Source organism: Dermatophilaceae bacterium Soc4.6, assembly GCA_039889245.1.
In the GTDB taxonomy this organism is placed as follows: Bacteria; Actinomycetota; Actinomycetes; order Actinomycetales; family Dermatophilaceae; genus Lapillicoccus.
Genome location: JAZGVH010000002.1, coordinates 93,402 through 108,983, shown reverse-complemented (window position 1 = coordinate 108,983; position 15,582 = coordinate 93,402). Strand labels below are relative to the sequence as shown.

At 71.3% G+C, this 15,582-nt stretch carries 12 protein-coding genes; 5 read left to right on the top strand and 7 right to left on the bottom strand.

What is annotated here, in order from left to right; genetic code table 11:
* Positions 1 to 167 precede the first annotated feature (167 nt).
* Positions 168 to 1,337 carry an EAL domain-containing protein gene (locus V3N99_00555; GenBank protein MEO3935225.1) on the top strand — a complete coding sequence of 390 codons (1,170 nt, stop codon included), beginning with the start codon at positions 168 to 170 and terminating at the stop codon, positions 1,335 to 1,337.
* Between the two features lie 98 nt (positions 1,338 to 1,435).
* Here V3N99_00555 and V3N99_00550 read toward each other — a convergent pair whose 3' ends face one another.
* From V3N99_00550 to V3N99_00520, 7 genes are all read right to left on the bottom strand, one after another.
* Positions 1,436 to 2,767: a NosD domain-containing protein gene (locus V3N99_00550; protein ID MEO3935224.1), complete on the bottom strand. Its 1,332-nt coding sequence runs from the start codon at positions 2,765 to 2,767 to the stop codon at positions 1,436 to 1,438.
* A gap of 110 nt (positions 2,768 to 2,877) precedes the next feature.
* Positions 2,878 to 3,825 carry a hypothetical protein gene (locus V3N99_00545; protein ID MEO3935223.1) on the bottom strand — a complete coding sequence of 316 codons (948 nt, stop codon included), beginning with the start codon at positions 3,823 to 3,825 and terminating at the stop codon, positions 2,878 to 2,880.
* Between the two features lie 106 nt (positions 3,826 to 3,931).
* Positions 3,932 to 5,122, bottom strand: a complete 1,191-nt coding sequence (locus tag V3N99_00540; GenBank protein ID MEO3935222.1) for a Fic family protein — start codon at positions 5,120 to 5,122, stop codon at positions 3,932 to 3,934.
* Positions 5,123 to 5,170: 48 nt separating this feature from the next.
* The gene (locus V3N99_00535; protein ID MEO3935221.1) at positions 5,171 to 6,202 is read right to left on the bottom strand and encodes a TIGR03842 family LLM class F420-dependent oxidoreductase; all 1,032 of its coding nucleotides are present in this window, start codon (positions 6,200 to 6,202) and stop codon (positions 5,171 to 5,173) included.
* Positions 6,203 to 6,211: 9 nt separating this feature from the next.
* Positions 6,212 to 7,642 (bottom strand): dihydropyrimidinase, encoded by a 1,431-nt coding sequence (gene hydA / locus V3N99_00530; protein MEO3935220.1) that lies wholly within the window; start codon positions 7,640 to 7,642, stop codon positions 6,212 to 6,214.
* On the bottom strand, positions 7,639 to 8,487 hold the full coding sequence (locus tag V3N99_00525; protein ID MEO3935219.1) for a nitrilase-related carbon-nitrogen hydrolase: 849 nt from the start codon (positions 8,485 to 8,487) through the stop codon (positions 7,639 to 7,641). The genes hydA and V3N99_00525 overlap by 4 nt, the downstream gene beginning before the upstream one ends.
* A 352-nt stretch (positions 8,488 to 8,839) precedes the next feature.
* Positions 8,840 to 10,360 carry an SDR family NAD(P)-dependent oxidoreductase gene (locus V3N99_00520; protein MEO3935218.1) on the bottom strand — a complete coding sequence of 507 codons (1,521 nt, stop codon included), beginning with the start codon at positions 10,358 to 10,360 and terminating at the stop codon, positions 8,840 to 8,842.
* A gap of 25 nt (positions 10,361 to 10,385) precedes the next feature.
* Between V3N99_00520 and V3N99_00515 the strand changes: the two genes are divergently transcribed.
* From V3N99_00515 to V3N99_00500, 4 genes are all read left to right on the top strand, one after another.
* On the top strand, positions 10,386 to 11,522 hold the full coding sequence (locus V3N99_00515) for a methyltransferase domain-containing protein (GenBank protein MEO3935217.1): 1,137 nt from the start codon (positions 10,386 to 10,388) through the stop codon (positions 11,520 to 11,522).
* A 64-nt stretch (positions 11,523 to 11,586) separates the two neighbouring features.
* A complete protein-coding gene (locus V3N99_00510; GenBank protein ID MEO3935216.1) occupies positions 11,587 to 12,432 on the top strand; it encodes an aldo/keto reductase in 846 nt (281 codons plus the stop codon).
* A gap of 3 nt (positions 12,433 to 12,435) precedes the next feature.
* The gene (locus tag V3N99_00505) at positions 12,436 to 13,521 is read left to right on the top strand and encodes an ATP-dependent DNA ligase (GenBank protein ID MEO3935215.1); all 1,086 of its coding nucleotides are present in this window, start codon (positions 12,436 to 12,438) and stop codon (positions 13,519 to 13,521) included.
* A 10-nt stretch (positions 13,522 to 13,531) separates the two neighbouring features.
* The gene (locus V3N99_00500) at positions 13,532 to 15,517 is read left to right on the top strand and encodes an acetoacetate--CoA ligase (protein ID MEO3935214.1); all 1,986 of its coding nucleotides are present in this window, start codon (positions 13,532 to 13,534) and stop codon (positions 15,515 to 15,517) included.
* Positions 15,518 to 15,582: the final 65 nt, after the last annotated feature.

Here is a 15,582-nt window from a genome sequence, read left to right as displayed (position 1 = left end):
TCATTGGTCCAGCACAGCGGGAGCGGCCAGTCGCTCGTCCCCTAGCGTTGACGAGCCCGGCCGAGCCAGGAAAACCTCGAGTTCCCTCATGCGGGCCACCACGCTGCCGATCACGCCCAGTGGGCTCCCCTGCCAGCACCCGCCCACGTTGGAACACGAGGAGAGACATGTCCAGTTGTATCGGGTGCACCTGCATCCGGCCCGACGCACTCCGCACGGAGGGGTCGCTGCTCCTCGCGACGCGCGTCGGCCACACCCTGACGGCGCTGCACGCGATCGTGCGTGAGCACGGCGCACAGGCCAACGAGCGCACTCCGGGCCTGCTGGAGATCACCACCGAGGACGTCGCGGGGATCCTTCTCGCCGCGCAGCGCAGCCTGTCCGGCGTCGAGGCCGCCGAGGTGCGTGCGGTCCAGCTCGACGGCCAGGCCGGCGACGAGCTGCTGGCCCTGGCCATGGCGGCACCGACGCTGCAGCAGCTGGGGGCCCGAGCGCACTCGGCCGACCTCATCCCGTTGTTCGCCGACGAGCTCAACGCCTTCCGCGCCGTCTACCAGCCCATCGTGTCGTTGCACGACGTCGACCCAGCGGGCAGCGCCACGGTGATCGGTCATGAGGCGTTGCTGCGGGCGACCGGTCCTGAGGGACCGATCATGCCCCTCGAGCTCTTCGGCGCCGCGGAACGAGCCGGCTGGCTCCATGTCCTCGACCGTATCGGCCGCACCACCGCCCTGCGGGGTGCGAAGGGCTGGCTGGGCGACGACCTGCTCTTCGTCAACTTCCTGCCGACCACCATCTACCGCCCCGAGGTGTGCCTGCGCACCACCGAGGTCGCTGCCGAGCGCGCCGGGCTGCGCGTCGAGCAGCTCGTCTTCGAGGTCACCGAGAGCGAGCGGATCACCGACCTCGAGCACCTGGCCGACGTCTTCGCGCACTACAAGGACCGCGGCTGCCAGGTGGCACTGGATGACCTGGGGGCCGGGTACTCCTCGCTCAACATGCTGATCCGTCTGCAGCCGGACATCGTCAAGCTCGACAAGGACATCGTCCAGCGTCTGCCCGACGTCGTCAGCGTCGCCGTCGTCTCTGCCGTCGTCGACATCACCCATGCCTACGGGGGGAAGGTCCTGGCCGAGTGCGTCGAGACCCAGGCCCAGGCCGACTGCGCGCGCGAGCTCGGGGTCGATCTCGGCCAGGGCTGGTTCTTCGGGCGCCCGGTCGAGCGCGAAGACCCCGCGTCTCCCCCGGTGCCGCGGACTGCCGTCCTCCCTGCCGTCGTCACCGACGTAGGGGCCTTCGCCGGCAACGACCCAGCTGTCGCTCTGACCTTCTCCTAGGCCCCCTCCCCCGGCTCCCGGGACTGGACCGCACCGTGGCGACCAGCAGGTCGGGTGGCGGGACAGGGTGGTGCCCGCCACCCGCCGTGGCGAGAGGTCTAGCAGCCGCTGCCGGTCGCGGGCGACGACACCGCTGGGGGTAGGGCGCTCGAGCCGTTCCACGTGTCGCCGGACGAGGCCCAGTAGGCCCGCATCGCGCGGCCGATGGAGACCGTCCCGACCGCGTTCGAGGTGAAGGTGGAGCCGGCCATCGAGCCGGCCTCGATGCCGACCGGCGTGGCGGTCGCCGTGTTGCAGCTGACGACGTCGGAGTAGGTCGAGGTGTCCCGCGAGGGACCGACGAGCCCGATGTCCTCCATCCGGAAGCTGTAGCCGCTCTGTCGGGCACCGACGACGTGGTTGTGGTCCCAGGTGTTGCCCCATCCGCTCTGCTCGTCGCTGATGCCGATGGCGACGGCGCGGATGGTGTTGAAGCTGATGGTGTTGAACGAGGCGTCCACGTCGGTGGTGATCCCCCGGCCCTGGTCCGGGAGGTCGTGCACGGTGTTGTGGATGACGGTGTTGTAGTTGGACGCGGACGACATGCGGATGCCCTCCTGCATGTAGTGCGACGCATCCGAGTGGGCCACCGTCGACACGTCGTTGCCGGCGATCGTCCACGCCGAGCTCAAGTTGGCCAGCCAGATGCCCGGGCCGCTACCGCAGGTGACGTCCTTGACCACGGTGTTGCGGATCACCCCGTAGCGCGCCAGCCGGGCGAAGATGCCTTTGCCGGTCACGACGTCCGAGACGAGCTTGATGGCGTCGGAGGTGGTCAGTGAGCCCGACGTCAGAGCGTCCACGTAAGGCACCTGCAGGCCTACTTGGGACGGGTCGTTCACCGACGAGCCCGGCAGCTTCCGACGATCCTGCCAGTTGTGGCTGGCGACCAGCCCGGCGAGCCAGCCGTTCGAGACGTCGGGGTGCTCGCCGCTGACCAGCACCCCTCCGGCGATGGTGAGGCCGCGCACGGTCCAGTAGGACGCACCGTGGTGGAACTCCAGCGTCCGCTCCTCGTCCGGCCCGGCTGCGGCACAGGCGCGGGTGGGCAGGGACGCCCGCAGGGTGACGGCGGCGCCCGCAGCCGGCTCGACCACGATGGGGTGGGCCGAGGTGCCCGACGCCGTGATCGAGAACGGGCCGCTGTAGGTGCCGGCCGCCAGGACGATCCGGTCCCCGGCCAGCGCGCCCTGGAGTGCCTGGACCAGCCCCGGCGAGGTGGCGACCGGCACGGTGCGCAGCGGGACCGCACCAGACCAGGCGCTGGCGGACGAGGTGTCCGCAGTGGGGTGAGAGGTGCCCGACGCCGAGGCGACGGGAGCGGAGCAGAGGGCCAACAAGGCCGTGACGGCCAGCGCGCCGGCGCGCAGGGGAGAGAGCTGGGGACGCACAGCGTCCTCCTTCGGTGGTGGGGACACCGTGGTGGTGTGGGGAGGCGGGGGTGAACTCGAAGCGGGTCGATCGGTGGGCGTCGGGGGCGCTCGCCCCCACCAGCCGAGCGTCAGTAGCTCGTCGGGAGGCGGAAGTGACAGGTGTCCATCTGCTCGGACGCGCCGCCCACCATCGTCAGGGCCACACGCGTGTTGCGGCCGTCGACGTTCGGCCCGGCGTAGCGCAGCGTGGAGACGAGCTGGTAGCGGCCGGCAGGCAGCGGTGCCCCGTCCGGGGCGACGCAGTGCAGGGACTGCACGCCTGACGCCGAGGTGGGCACGGTGCAGCCGAGGCCGCGCAGGGCGGCGTTGGATCCCGCCATGGACCACGTGGCACCGCCTGGCAGGCTGACGTCGACGGCGGCCACCTGCTCCCCCGGGACGACGGTCATCGACACGGGCAGCGTGGCCAGGCCGCTGAGGGTCGAGTCGGGGTCGGCCTGCAGCGGCGCCGTGCGGATCTCTGCGGTCGAGAAGAAGTGCGAGCCGTCGACGACGGGGAAGGAGTCGAACCCGTAGCGGCCGACGTGCCCGTCGACGTCGAGGGCGTCGACCCAGGTGTGACCGGTCAGGACGGGGCCGGGCAGGGCTCCGGTGTGGGAGACCGGGAGGGTGACCTGGTAGCCGCCGGACGGCAGGTAGGCCGCGTCGCCGCGGGTGGCGGAGGTGTCACCGCACGTGTAGTGCAGGTCGCGGACACCGACGGAGCGGCAGTGGATGCCCAGCTCGCGGATGGCGATGTCGGCCGGTCCGCTCCAGGAGTCGTCGGTCGCCGGCACGTGGATCTCGAAGCCGACGACCTTCCCTCCGCCGACGCGCACCTGCACGGTGACCCACGCACGGCCCCCGTCGACGGTGACCCGGGTGACCAGAGCCGAGGTGCCCGCGTCGGGCGTGTCGGTGGCGGCCTGCGCCGGGACCACAGCGGTGAGGGCGAGACCGGCGGCCGCGGCCGCGCAGGCGAGCGTACGACGGGCGAGACGGGCACGGTGGGGTGACGTGAAGGACAGGGAGGGCATGGGGATCCTTGAGGGCGCGCAGGTGTGGGGAGAGCCCTACCATAACGGACAAATAGGCGGGTGTGTAAGGCCACTTCGGCCCTCTTTCGCGGATGCTCCTGCCGGGTCAGCGTGAGCGACGTCCCAGGCCCGCCGCGTAGTCGTCGAGCGCCTCGAGCACCGCCGGCGCCCGGTAGACCCGGTTGCGGTGGTGCCCCGTCGACTCGACGAGCACGCCATCGGCCACCAGCCGCCGCAGCGCGCCCTGGGCCGTCGGCGGCGACACGTGCAGCTCGCGGACCACGACGCTGGCCGTGACGACCGGCTGGCGCAGCAGCAGGTCAAGAGCCGCCCAGGGTGCCGAACCCGCCCGCGAGCGCACCTGCCCGGCCCACACTGCTCGCACGTCGCGAAGGGCGGCGACCAGTCGGGCCCCGTGCTCGGTGCCCGTGCGTGCGGCCTCGGCGACGCATCGCAGGATGGGCTCGGCATCTCCGGCGCGGTAGGACGTGAGGGCGCGGAAGTAGTCGTCCTTCCGCACCAGTAGTCCGGCCGAGATCGGCACCGTCACACGGCGCACGACGCCGGTGTGGAGCAGCACCGAGTGCAGCAGGGCGCGGCCCGTGCGACCGTTTCCGTCCGTGAACGGGTGGATGGTCTCGAACTGCGCGTGAGCCAGCGCGGCCAGGGCCAGTGGTGGGAGGTCGTCGCGATCCATGAAGGCGACGAGGTCGGCCATGAGGGCGGGCACCTGCGCGGCCAGAGGGGGTACGTGCTCGGCGCCAGCCGGATGCCGCGACGACCCGCCGACCCACACCTGCTGACGGCGCCACTCCCCCGGAGCATGAAGGCGCTGGTGCGCCATCAGCGCCCGGTGCATTCCCAGGATCGCGTCCTGGTCGAGGTGTCCCGCGAGTGCGAGCGCTGCCTGCATGGTGCGGACGTTCGCCAGGATCACCGCGGCGTTGGTGCGCTCGCCCTCGCCGATCTCCGCCTCGGCGAGGGCTCGGGCCGACGAGGTCAGGTTCTCGATCTGCGAGCTGGCAGTGCTCTCCGATCGCAGCAGGACGGCAGCAAACGGCGCGATCTCTCCCGCACCGCCGGAGTCGAAGACACTCAACTGGCGGGTCGCGTCGTCGAGGTCGGCGACGAGGTCTCCGTCGAGAAGGAGCGAGGCGTCGCTGATGGGAGGGACCTCGGCGACGACGATGCTGTGGGGCGTCGCGCGACGAGTCCGTCGGGAGACCTGGTCGGACCCTTCGTGCGGTTGCCACGGCAGCTCGACGCCCGTGGTCGCCGGCCACTCCAGACCTGTCATGCCACCTACCTTGATTAAGGTTGTGGCCTAAACCTTATCAAGGACCGGTCACGAGGTGGCGGCCCCGCGGGTGTTGACCGCCGGGATGACCCGCTCGCCGTAGGACGCGAGCGTGGCGTCCTTGGCGTCGTGCTGCAGGTAGAGCGCGAACTGGTCGACCCCCATGGCCTTCAGCTCCTCGAGCCGGGCGACCTGCTGGTCGACCGGCCCGATCAGGCAGAAGCGGTCGATGACCTCGTCGGGCACGAAGTCGGTGTGCGCACCGCCGGCCTTGCCGTGCTGGTTGTAGTCGTAGCCCTGACGGCCGGCGATGTAGTCGCTCAGGGCCTGCGGGACCGCCGCCCCGTCGGCGCCGTAGCGGGCGACGATGTCGGCGACGTGGTTGCCGACCATTCCCCCGAACCAGCGGCACTGGTCGCGCCCGTGGGCGAGCCCGCCCGGCGTGCCGTCGGTGACGTAGGCCGGCGCCGCGACGCAGATGGTGACGCTCGCCGGGTCACGCCCCACCCGTTCTGCCGCCTCACGCACCGCGGCGATCGACCACTTCACGATCGAGGGGTCCGCGAGCTGCAGGATGAAGCCGTCGGCGACCTCGCCGGTGAGGGCCAGCGCCTTGGGCCCGTAGGCCGCGACCCACACCGGCAGCCGCGACCCGTGGCTCCACGGGAACCGCAGGGTGCTGCCCTTGTGGTCGACGCTCTCGCCGTTGGCCAGGCCGCGGATCACCCCCACCGCCGCCCGCAGGTCGGCCAGCGTGACGGGGGCGCCGTTGATCACGCGGACCGCCGAGTCACCGCGACCGATCCCGCAGACCGTGCGGTTGCCGAACATGTCGTTGAGCGTGGCGAAGAGCGACGCCGTGACGGTCCAGTCGCGGGTCGCGGGGTTGGTGACCATCGGCCCCACCGTCACCCGGTGGGTGGACGAGAGGATCTGGCTGTAGACGACGTAGGGCTCCTGCCACAGCAGGTGCGAGTCGAAGGTCCACACGTGGGTGAAGCCGTAGGTCTCGGCCCGCTGGGCGAGGTCGACCACCCGCCACGCGGGAGGGTCGTTCTGCAGGACGACACCGAAGTCCACGACCTGACCTCAGATCAGGTTCTGCGAGAGGCTGCGGGGCACGAACCGGCCGTGCGTCTTCGACCCGACGTAGCCGGAGCCGTCGACGATCACCTCACCACGCGACATGACGAGGTCGACGTGGCCGTCGACCTCCCAGCCCTCCCACGCCGAGTAGTCCATGCTCATGTGGTGGCTGCGGCCGGGCCCGATACCGATCGAGGTGTGGCCGTGCGGGTCGTAGACCACGATGTCGGCGTCGGCACCCGCGGTGATGACCCCCTTGCGGCCGTAGAGGCCGAACATGCGCGCGGGGGTCGTGCAGCAGACGTCGACCCAGCGCTCGAGGCTGATCCGGCCGTCCTTGACTCCCTGGAAGAGCAGGTCCATCCGGTGCTCGACCGACCCGATCCCGTTGGGGATCCTCGAGAAGTCGCCCACGCCCAGCTCCTTCTGGTCCTTCATGCAGAAGGGGCAGTGGTCGGTCGACACCGACGTCACGTCGCCGGTGCGGATGTACTTCCACAGCTCGTCCTGGTGGCCCTCGGCCCGGGCGCGCAGAGGGGTCGAGCAGACCCACTTGGCGCCCTCGAAGTCACCCCACTGCTCACTGCGGGCCCCGAGCTGCTCCTCCAGCGAGAGGTAGAGGTACTGCGGGCAGGTCTCGCCGAAGACGTTCTGCCCGGCGCCTCGGGCCGCGGCGATCTGGGCCAGGGCCTGCTTGGCCGAGACGTGCACGACGTAGAGGGGGGCGCCGGTCACGTCGGCCAGCATGATCGCCCGATGGGTGGCCTCCTCCTCCATCTGCCAGGGCCTGCTGGTCCCGTGGAAGAACGGCGCGGTGTCGCCCCGCTGGAGGGCCTGCTGCACGAGCACGTCGATGGCCGAGCCGTTCTCGGCGTGCATCATAATCAGGCCGCCGTTCTCGGCGCCCTTCTGCATGGCCTGGAGGATCTGCCCGTCGCTGGACAGGAAGACCCCGGGATAGGCCATGAAGAGCTTGAAGCTGGTGATGCCCTCCCCGATCAGCTCGTCCATCGCCTTGAGCGACTCGTCGTCGACCTCGCCGATGATCTGGTGGAAGGCGTAGTCGACCGCGCAGCTGCCCGAGGCCTTCTCGTGCCAGGCCGCGACCTGGTCCTGCACCCGCTGCCCGTGCGCCTGGACCACGAAGTCGACGATCGTCGTCGTCCCGCCCCAGGCCGCTGCCCGGGTGCCGGTCTCGAAGGTGTCGCTGGCCGAGGTGCCACCGAAGGGCATCTCCATGTGGGTGTGGGCGTCGATCCCGCCGGGGATGACGTACCTGCCGGTGGCGTCGATGGTGCGGTCGGCGGTGACCGGGCCCAGCGCCTGCGACCCGGGGGCGATGACAGCGGCGATGGTCTCGCCGTCGACGAGCACGTCCTGCAGGGCGGAGCCGGTGGAGGAGACGACGGTGCCGCCGGTGATGAGCGTCTTCACGGGCGTGTCGTGCGCTGGTAGCTGTCGGGCCGACGGTCGCGGTAGAACTGCCAGTCGCGGCGCACCGTCGTCACCAGGTCGAGGTCGAGGTCGCGGATGACGATCTCCTCCTGGTCGGTCGAGGCGATGTCTCCGACGAAGTTGCCGCGCGGGTCGACGAAGTAGGACGAGCCGTAGAAGTGCGGGGCATCGGGGCCGAACTCGGCGACCTCCTGGCCGATGCGGTTGTTGGCCGCCACGAAGTACTGGTTGGCCGCGGCCGCAGCCGGCTGCTCCAGCTCCCACAGCCGGTTCGACAGACCGGGCTTGGTCGCCGACGGGTTGAAGACCAGCTGGGCGCCGCCGAGCCCGAGCTCGCGCCAGCCCTCGGGAAAGTGCCGGTCGTAGCAGATGTAGACCCCGACCTTGCCCACCGCCGTGTCGAAGACGGGGTAGCCGAGGTTGCCGGGGCGGAAGTAGAACTTCTCCCAGAACGCGGGCAGGTTGGGCAGGTGGTGCTTGCGGTAGCGGCCGAGCAGCGTGCCGTCGGCGTCGATGACCGCGGCGGTGTTGTAGTACTCCCCCTCGTTGGCGACCTCGTAGATCGGCAGCACGATGACGATGCCGAGCTCCTTGGCCAGGGCCATGAAGCGCTCCGTCGTCGGCCCCGGGATCGACTCGACGTAGTCGTAGTACTTCGGGTCCTGGACGGCGCCGAAGTACGGACCGTAGAACAGCTCCTGATAGCAGATGATCTGCGCCCCGTCAGCCGCCGCTCGGCGCGTCAGGTCCTCGTGCTTGGCGATCATCGAGTCCTTGTCACCGGTCCACTCGACCTGGGTGATGGCTGCTCTGACGACGGACATCGTGCCTCCGGTTGGGTGCGTCGGCGAAGGTGGGTCCCGACCGTGGTGCAGACGGGCGAGTGGTCAACGTAGCCCGTCCGTGTGTCGAACAGAAGACATCCACGGCAGGAAGCTCCGACCGATCCACCTCCGCTCGATCCGGCCCTGCCCGGTCCGGCCCGGTCCGGTCCGGCCCTGCACGGTCCGGCTCTGCCCCGGCGACACCTCCTCCTCCCCTGTCGATGTCCCGCCGGTCGGCCTGCTCGATCCCCGCGTGCTCGGGCAGGACCGGCACCCGGTGCCCCAGCGGGTCTCCGCCGAGCGCTGAGCCCCGGCGCCCGGCCCACTGGACGACGACCGGCCAGGTCCCGTCTCACCAGGGGCTGGGGGCGTAGTCCTTGAGGAAGCAGCCGTGGAGGTCCTCACCGGCTTCCCCCCGCACGATCGGGTCGTAGACCCGGGCCGCCCCGTCGACCAGGTCGAGTGGAGCGTGCCACCCCTCCTGAGCCAGACGCAGCTTCTCGTCGTGGGGGCGCTCGTCGGTGATCCAGCCGGTGTCGACCGCGGTCATGAGGATGCGGTCGGTGCTGAACAGCTCGCCCGCCGAGGTGCGGGTCAGCATGTTGAGGGCGGCCTTGCTCATGTTGGTGTGCGGGTGGCCCGCGCCCTTGTAGCGGCGGGAGAACTGCCCCTCCATCGCGCTGACGTTCACCACGTAGGCCCGTCGGGCGCCGGCCGCGACGGCCGCCCGCATCGACGACCTCAGCCGCGACACCAGCAGGAAGGGAGCAGTCTGGTTGCACAGCTGCACCTCGAGCAGCTCGAGCGGGTCGACCTCGTCGACGTGCTGGGTCCACGAGTTGTTGCGCTGCCGGTCGGGCAGCAGCCCTCCGGCGTCGACCGCCGTGCCCGCGAGGTGCCGCTCGAGCGACGCGTGGCCCGCCGTCAGCGCCAGCGAGGTCAGCTCGGCTGCGGTGCGCGACTCGACGGCGTCGGCGGTGCTCTCACCGTCGTGGTGGGCCACGACGTGATCGCGCAGCGCCCCAGCCAGCGCGGCCGGATGCGCCTCGCTGACCCGGTCGAAGGTCACCATCTCGGGCAGGGCGACGCCGACCGGCAGGGGTGCCGACTCCAGCTCGACCAGCTGCGAGTAGGAGCCGGGGCTGCGGCGCACGGTCTGGCAGGCGTTGTTGATGAGGATGTCGAGCGGCCCGGCGGCCGCGACCTCGTCGGCGAGGGACACCACCTGGGTGGGGTCGCGCAGGTCGATGCCGACGATCTTGAGCCGGTCGAGCCAGTCGGCGCTGTCCTCGAGCGCGGCAAACCGCCGGACGGCATCATGGGGGAAGCGGGTGGTGATCGTCGTGTGCGCGCCGTCGCGCAGCAGCCGCAGCGCGATGTACATCCCGATCTTGGCCCGCCCCCCGGTGAGGAGGGCCCGCTTGCCGGTGAGGTCGGTGCGCTGGTCGCGCCGGGCGTGCGACATGGCCGCGCAGTCGGGGCACAGCCAGTGGTAGAACGCGTCGACCAGGGTGTAGTCGTTCTTGCAGATGTAGCAGCCGCGCGGGTTGATGAGCTCACCGGCAAAAGACCCGGTGGTGTTGGACACCAACGGGATTCCCTTGGTCTCGTCGTCGATGCGCAGCGCGGAGCCGGTGGCGGTGCGCTCGGTGACCTCACGGTCGTGCGCCACCTCCGCGGCCCGCGCCCGGGACTTGCGGTCCTTCTTCACCGACTTGTACATCTGCGCCGTGGCCCGCTTGACCGACTGGATGTCAGGGTGGCCGGCCGGCAGCTCGTGCAGCTGACCGATCACGCGCAGCGCCACGGCGAGCTCGTGGGGGTCGACCCCCGGGGCGCGCGGTGGTGCGGCGGGCGAGAGCGGGTCGGTCACCGCGTGAGCCTACGCTGGGCGCGACATGCACTGTGACTACTACGACGCCGGCCGCTGCCGCTCCTGCACCCTCATGGGTGTCCCGTATGCCGCGCAGCTCGCCGACAAGCAGGCCGGGGTCGCAGCCGCCCTGGCCCAGGTGGCTCCCGGTCTGACCCGGCTCGACCCCTTCGCCAGCAGCGAGTCAGGCTTCCGCAACAAGGCCAAGCTCGTCGTCGGCGGACTCCCCGGCGCGGTGACCCTCGGCATCCTCGACGGTGAGCGTCGCGGGGTGGACCTGCGCCGCTGCGGCCTCTACGAGCCCGCCTTGCGCTCTGTCCTGCCGGCCCTCGCGTCCGTCGTCGACGGGCTGGCCATCGAGCCGTATGACGTGCCCTCCCGCCGCGGCGAGCTGAAGTACCTCCTGCTCACCGCCTCCCCCGACGGCGACCTGATGCTGCGACTCGTGCTGCGCAGCGACCGGCACGTCGAGCAGCTGCGGGCCGCCGTCCCCCACCTGACGAGCGCTGTCCACGGTGTGCGGGTCGTCTCGGTCAACCTCCACCCGGAGCACAAGGCCGTGCTCGAGGGCGACACCGAGCTCGTCCTGACGAGCGAGTCCGACCTCCCGATGCGGGTTGCCGGGCTCACGCTGCACCTGCGCCCCCGCAGCTTCTTCCAGACCAACACCGTCGTGGCGGCGGGGTTGTACGAGCAGTCCCGGGAATGGATCAGCGCAGCGTCACCCGCATCCGTCTGGGACCTCTACTGCGGCGTCGGCGGCTTCGCCCTCGCTGCCGCGACAGCCGCGACTCCCCCGGCACACGTCCTCGGCGTGGAGGTCACGCAGGAAGCGGTCGACAGCGCCCGCACCAGTGCCGCCGACCTCACCCTCGGCTCCGGTATGGAGTTCCTCGCCGCCGACGCCACCCTCCTCACCGACGGCAGGCGCCCCGCACCGGACCTCGTCGTCGTCAACCCTCCCCGCCGCGGTATCGGCCCGCTCGCAGACTGGCTGGAGCAGGCGTCCGTGAGCCACGTCGTCTACTCGAGCTGCAACGTCGACTCCCTCGCCCGCGACCTCGCCTCGATGCCGTCGCTGCGTCCGCGCGAGGCGCGGCTCTTCGACATGTTCCCCCAGACCGGCCACCACGAGGTGATGGTCCGACTGGAGCGCCGCTGACCCGCGGCGCGAAGCCGTGACCCCGACCACGCCGCACGGCCCGCCCGTCGCCTAGCGTGGTCGCATGACGACTGCGACCAACGACGAGCACACCCTCAACGACGGGACCACGTTGCCGGCGGTCGGGTTCGGCACCCACCCCCTCAAGGGTGAGGAGGGCATCGCGGCGATGGTGTCGGCTCTCGAGGTCGGCTACCGCTACCTCGACTCTGCCGTCAACTACGGCAACGAGGCCGAGGTCGGCGAGACCCTGCGCCGCTCCGGCCTGCCGCGTGACCAGGTGCAGGTCGCCACCAAGATCCCGGGACGGTTCCACGCCGAGCACCTGGCACGGACCTCGCTCGAGGACTCCGTCCGCGCCCTCGGGGTCGAGCAGATCGACGTGGCCCTCATCCACTGGCCCAACCCGAGCCAGGGCCTCTACACCGAGGCCTGGCGAGCCCTCGTGGCCGCGCAGCGCGAGGGGCTGGTGCGCACCATCGGCGTCAGCAACTTCACGCCCGAGCACCTCGCGGCGATCATCGACGACACCGGCGTCGTGCCCGCCCTCAACCAGGTCGAGCTGCACCCACGCTTCCCGCAGGCGTCGTTGCGCGAGGTCCATCGACGGCTCGGCATCCTCACCCAGGCGTGGAGCCCCCTCGGCAAGTCGACCGCGCCCTTCGACGAGCCGGCGGTGGCCGGGGCCGCGGTGGCCTACGGCGTCACCCCGGCCCAGGTCGTGCTGAGGTGGCACCGCCAGCTCGGCACGATGCCGGTGCCGAAGTCGGCGTCGCCGCAGCGGCAGCGGGACAACCTCCACCTGCCCGAGTTCACCCTCACCGACGACGAGATGGCCGCGATCAGCGCCCTGGCCAGCGACGACGGGCGCCGTTTTGGTGGCGATCCCGACACCCACGAGGAGATGTAGCCCGTGGACCTGCCCGTGATGCCGCCGGTGAAGCCGATGCTGGCCAAGCCGGCCGCCGAGATCCCCGACGGGCAGCTCTACGAGCCGAAGTGGGACGGCTTCCGCTCGGTCGTCTTCCGCGACGGTGACGAGGTCGAGATCGGCAGCCGCAACGAGCGGCCCCTGACCCGCTACTTCCCCGAGGTCGTCGAGGCCGTGCGCTCGACCCTGCCGCCGCGGTGCGTGGTCGACGGCGAGATCGTCATCGTCGACGACGGCGGCGTGCTCGACTTCGACGCCCTGCAGCTGCGACTTCACCCGGCGGCGAGCCGCGTGCGGCTGCTGGCTGACCAGACGCCGGCGGCCTTCGTGGCCTTCGACCTGCTGGCCCTGGGCGACGAGGACCTCACGGGGCTGCCCTTCGCCGAGCGTCGGGCGCGGCTCGAGAGGCTGCTGCCGGCCACCGCGGACGACGACCTGCCGGGCCGGGTGCACCTGACTCCGTTGACCACAGATCCCGAGATCGCCCGCGACTGGTTCGTGCGTCTCGAGGGGGCCGGGCTCGACGGGGTGGTCGCCAAGCGACCCGACCTCACGTATCAGCCGGACAAGCGGGTGATGACCAAGGTCAAGCACGTGCGCACGCTCGACTGCGTGGTCGCGGGCTACCGCCCCCACACCTCCGGAGCCGACGCCGTCGGCTCCCTCATGCTCGGTCTGTATGCCGAGTCGGGTCGTCTCGACTCGCTCGGCGTCATCGGAGCCCTGCCCATGGCGCGCCGTCGCTCGCTGGTGAGCGAGCTCGCCTCCTACGTGACGGACCTCGACGGTCACCCCTGGGACTGGGGCGGTCACGCCGAGGGGCTCACCGACGCGCAGCGGAAGGCCTTCGGCAGTCGCTGGAACGCCGGCAAGAGCCTGGCCTTCGTGCCGTTGCGGCCGGAGCTCGTGGTGGAGGCGAGGTACGACTACCTCGACGGAGGGCGCTTCCGGCACACCGCGCAGCTCTCCCGGTGGCGGCCGGACCGCGACGCCCGGTCGTGCACGTGGGAGCAGGTCGAGCGACCGGAGCCGGTCGACGTCCGTGGGCTGCTGGTCGGCCCGTCGTAGGCTGCGGCCCATGAGTGACTCCCCCACACCGATGTGGATACCCGACCCGGACGCCGTGGCGTCGGCCCAGATCACCGCCTTCGCTCGGCTGGCGAGCGAGCGCGCGGGACGCGACCTGACGGCCTACGCCGACCTGCAGGCCTGGTCGGCGACCGAGCTCGAGGGCTTCTGGCGCGCCGTGTGGGACTTCTTCGAGGTCCGCGCCGACATCGTCGGTGACGTCGTGCTGGTCGAGCCGCCCACGGGCCCGGCGATGCCGGGCACCCGCTGGTTCCCCGGCACGCGGCTCAACTACACCGCCAACGTCTTCCGCGACCGGCCCGCCGACGGCATCGCGATCCGCGGGCTGCAGGAGGACACGGCGACCGACGAGGTGACCTGGAGCCGGCTCGAGGCCGAGGTCGGGTCGATCGCTGCCACCCTGCGCGAGGCCGGGGTCGAGGTCGGTGACCGGGTCGTCGGCTATGTGCCGAACGCCCCGGAGGCTGTCGCCGCGTTCCTCGCGACGGTCAGCCTGGGGGCGATCTGGTCGGCGTGCGGGATGGACTACGCGGCTGACGCGGCCCTGGCCCGCTTCCGCCAGCTCGACCCCGTCGCGCTCGTCACCGCCAACGGCTTCCGCCTCAGCGGGAAGGTCGTGGAGCGTCACGACGCGGTCGCGGCGATCCGCGCCGGCCTGCCCACGCTGCGCACGACGATCGCCATCAACCGCGACCTGGCTGCCCCCGTGCCCGATGCGCTCGACTACGCGCAGGTCGTCGCCACCCCGAGCGAGCTGGTGCCGGTGCCCGTCGACTTCGAGCACCCGCTGTGGGTGCTCTTCTCCTCCGGCACGACCGGGCTGCCCAAGGGCATCGTCCACGGCCACGGTGGGGTGGTCCTCGAGCACCTCAAGGCGCTCTCGCTCAACAAGGACGTCTCCCCCGACGACGTCTTCTGGTGGTTCACCACCCCCAGCTGGATGATGTGGAACCTGCAGATCGGCGGCCTGCTGGTCGGCGCCACGATCGTCACCTACGACGGCAGCCCGGCCTACCCCTCGACCGACGCCGTCTGGATGCTCACCGCCCGCGAGGGGGTGACCGTGCTCGGCACCAGCCCGGGCTACGTCGCCGCCTGCGCCAAGGCGGGGTGCGCGCCGGGGGTCGACCACGACCTGCACCGCCTGCAGGCGGTCGGGGTGACCGGCTCGACGCTGCCCACGCCGTCGTACCACTGGCTGGCCGACAACCTGCCCACCGGTGTGCAGCTGATGCCCACCTCGGGTGGCACCGACGTCGCCGCCGGGTTCGTCGGTGGCGCGCCCTCGGTGCCCGTCTGGGCCGGCGAGATCAGCACCGCCGCGCTCGGGGTGGCGCTCGACGCCTTCGACGAGCAGGGGGCCAGCGTGCGGGGGCGGGTCGGCGAGCTGGTCGTGACCCGGCCGATGCCCACGATGCCGCTGCACTTCTGGAACGACCCCGACGGCAGCCGCTTGCGCGAGGCCTACTTCGACACCTACCCCGGCGTCTGGCGCCACGGTGACTGGATCACGATCACCGAGCGCGGGTCCGTGACCATCCACGGACGGTCCGACGCCACCCTGAACCGCAACGGCGTGAGGATGGGCAGCGCCGACATCTACGAGGTCGTCGAGCAGCTGCCCGAGGTCACCGAGGCCCTCGTGGTGGGGATCGAGGAGGACGGCGGTGGCTACTGGATGCCGATGTTCGTCCACCTCGCCGACGGCGTCGTGCTCGACGCCGACCTCGACCAGCGGCTGCGTCAGGCCATCCGCCAGCACGCCTCGGCGCGGCACGTGCCCGACGAGATCGTGGCCGTGCGCGGCATCCCGCACACCCGCACGGGCAAGAAGCTCGAGGTGCCGGTCAAGCGGATGCTGCAGGGGTCGGTGGTGGGGGCGGCCTTCGACCCGGGCGGTGTCGACGACCCCACACTGGTCGACGACTTCCTCGCCGTGGGGGCACGTCGGCGGGCTGCCGCGAGCGCATCGTGACGACCCGCACAGCGACTGGTCCGCGGCACCGAGTGCCGCTGGCCGCCGCGATCCGCTAGCGTCAC

Excerpts from the sequence above, each read along its gene's own strand:
- V3N99_00555 (MEO3935225.1), top strand. The coding sequence starts at position 168 with ATGTCCAGTTGTATCGGGTGCACCTGCATCCGGCCCGACGCACTCCGC.
- V3N99_00545 (MEO3935223.1), bottom strand. The coding sequence starts at position 3,825 with ATGCCCTCCCTGTCCTTCACGTCACCCCACCGTGCCCGTCTCGCCCGT.
- V3N99_00540 (MEO3935222.1), bottom strand. The coding sequence starts at position 5,122 with ATGACAGGTCTGGAGTGGCCGGCGACCACGGGCGTCGAGCTGCCGTGG.
- V3N99_00525 (MEO3935219.1), bottom strand. The coding sequence starts at position 8,487 with ATGTCCGTCGTCAGAGCAGCCATCACCCAGGTCGAGTGGACCGGTGAC.
- V3N99_00515 (MEO3935217.1), top strand. The coding sequence starts at position 10,386 with ATGCACTGTGACTACTACGACGCCGGCCGCTGCCGCTCCTGCACCCTC.
- V3N99_00510 (MEO3935216.1), top strand. The coding sequence starts at position 11,587 with ATGACGACTGCGACCAACGACGAGCACACCCTCAACGACGGGACCACG.
- V3N99_00500 (MEO3935214.1), top strand. The coding sequence starts at position 13,532 with ATGAGTGACTCCCCCACACCGATGTGGATACCCGACCCGGACGCCGTG.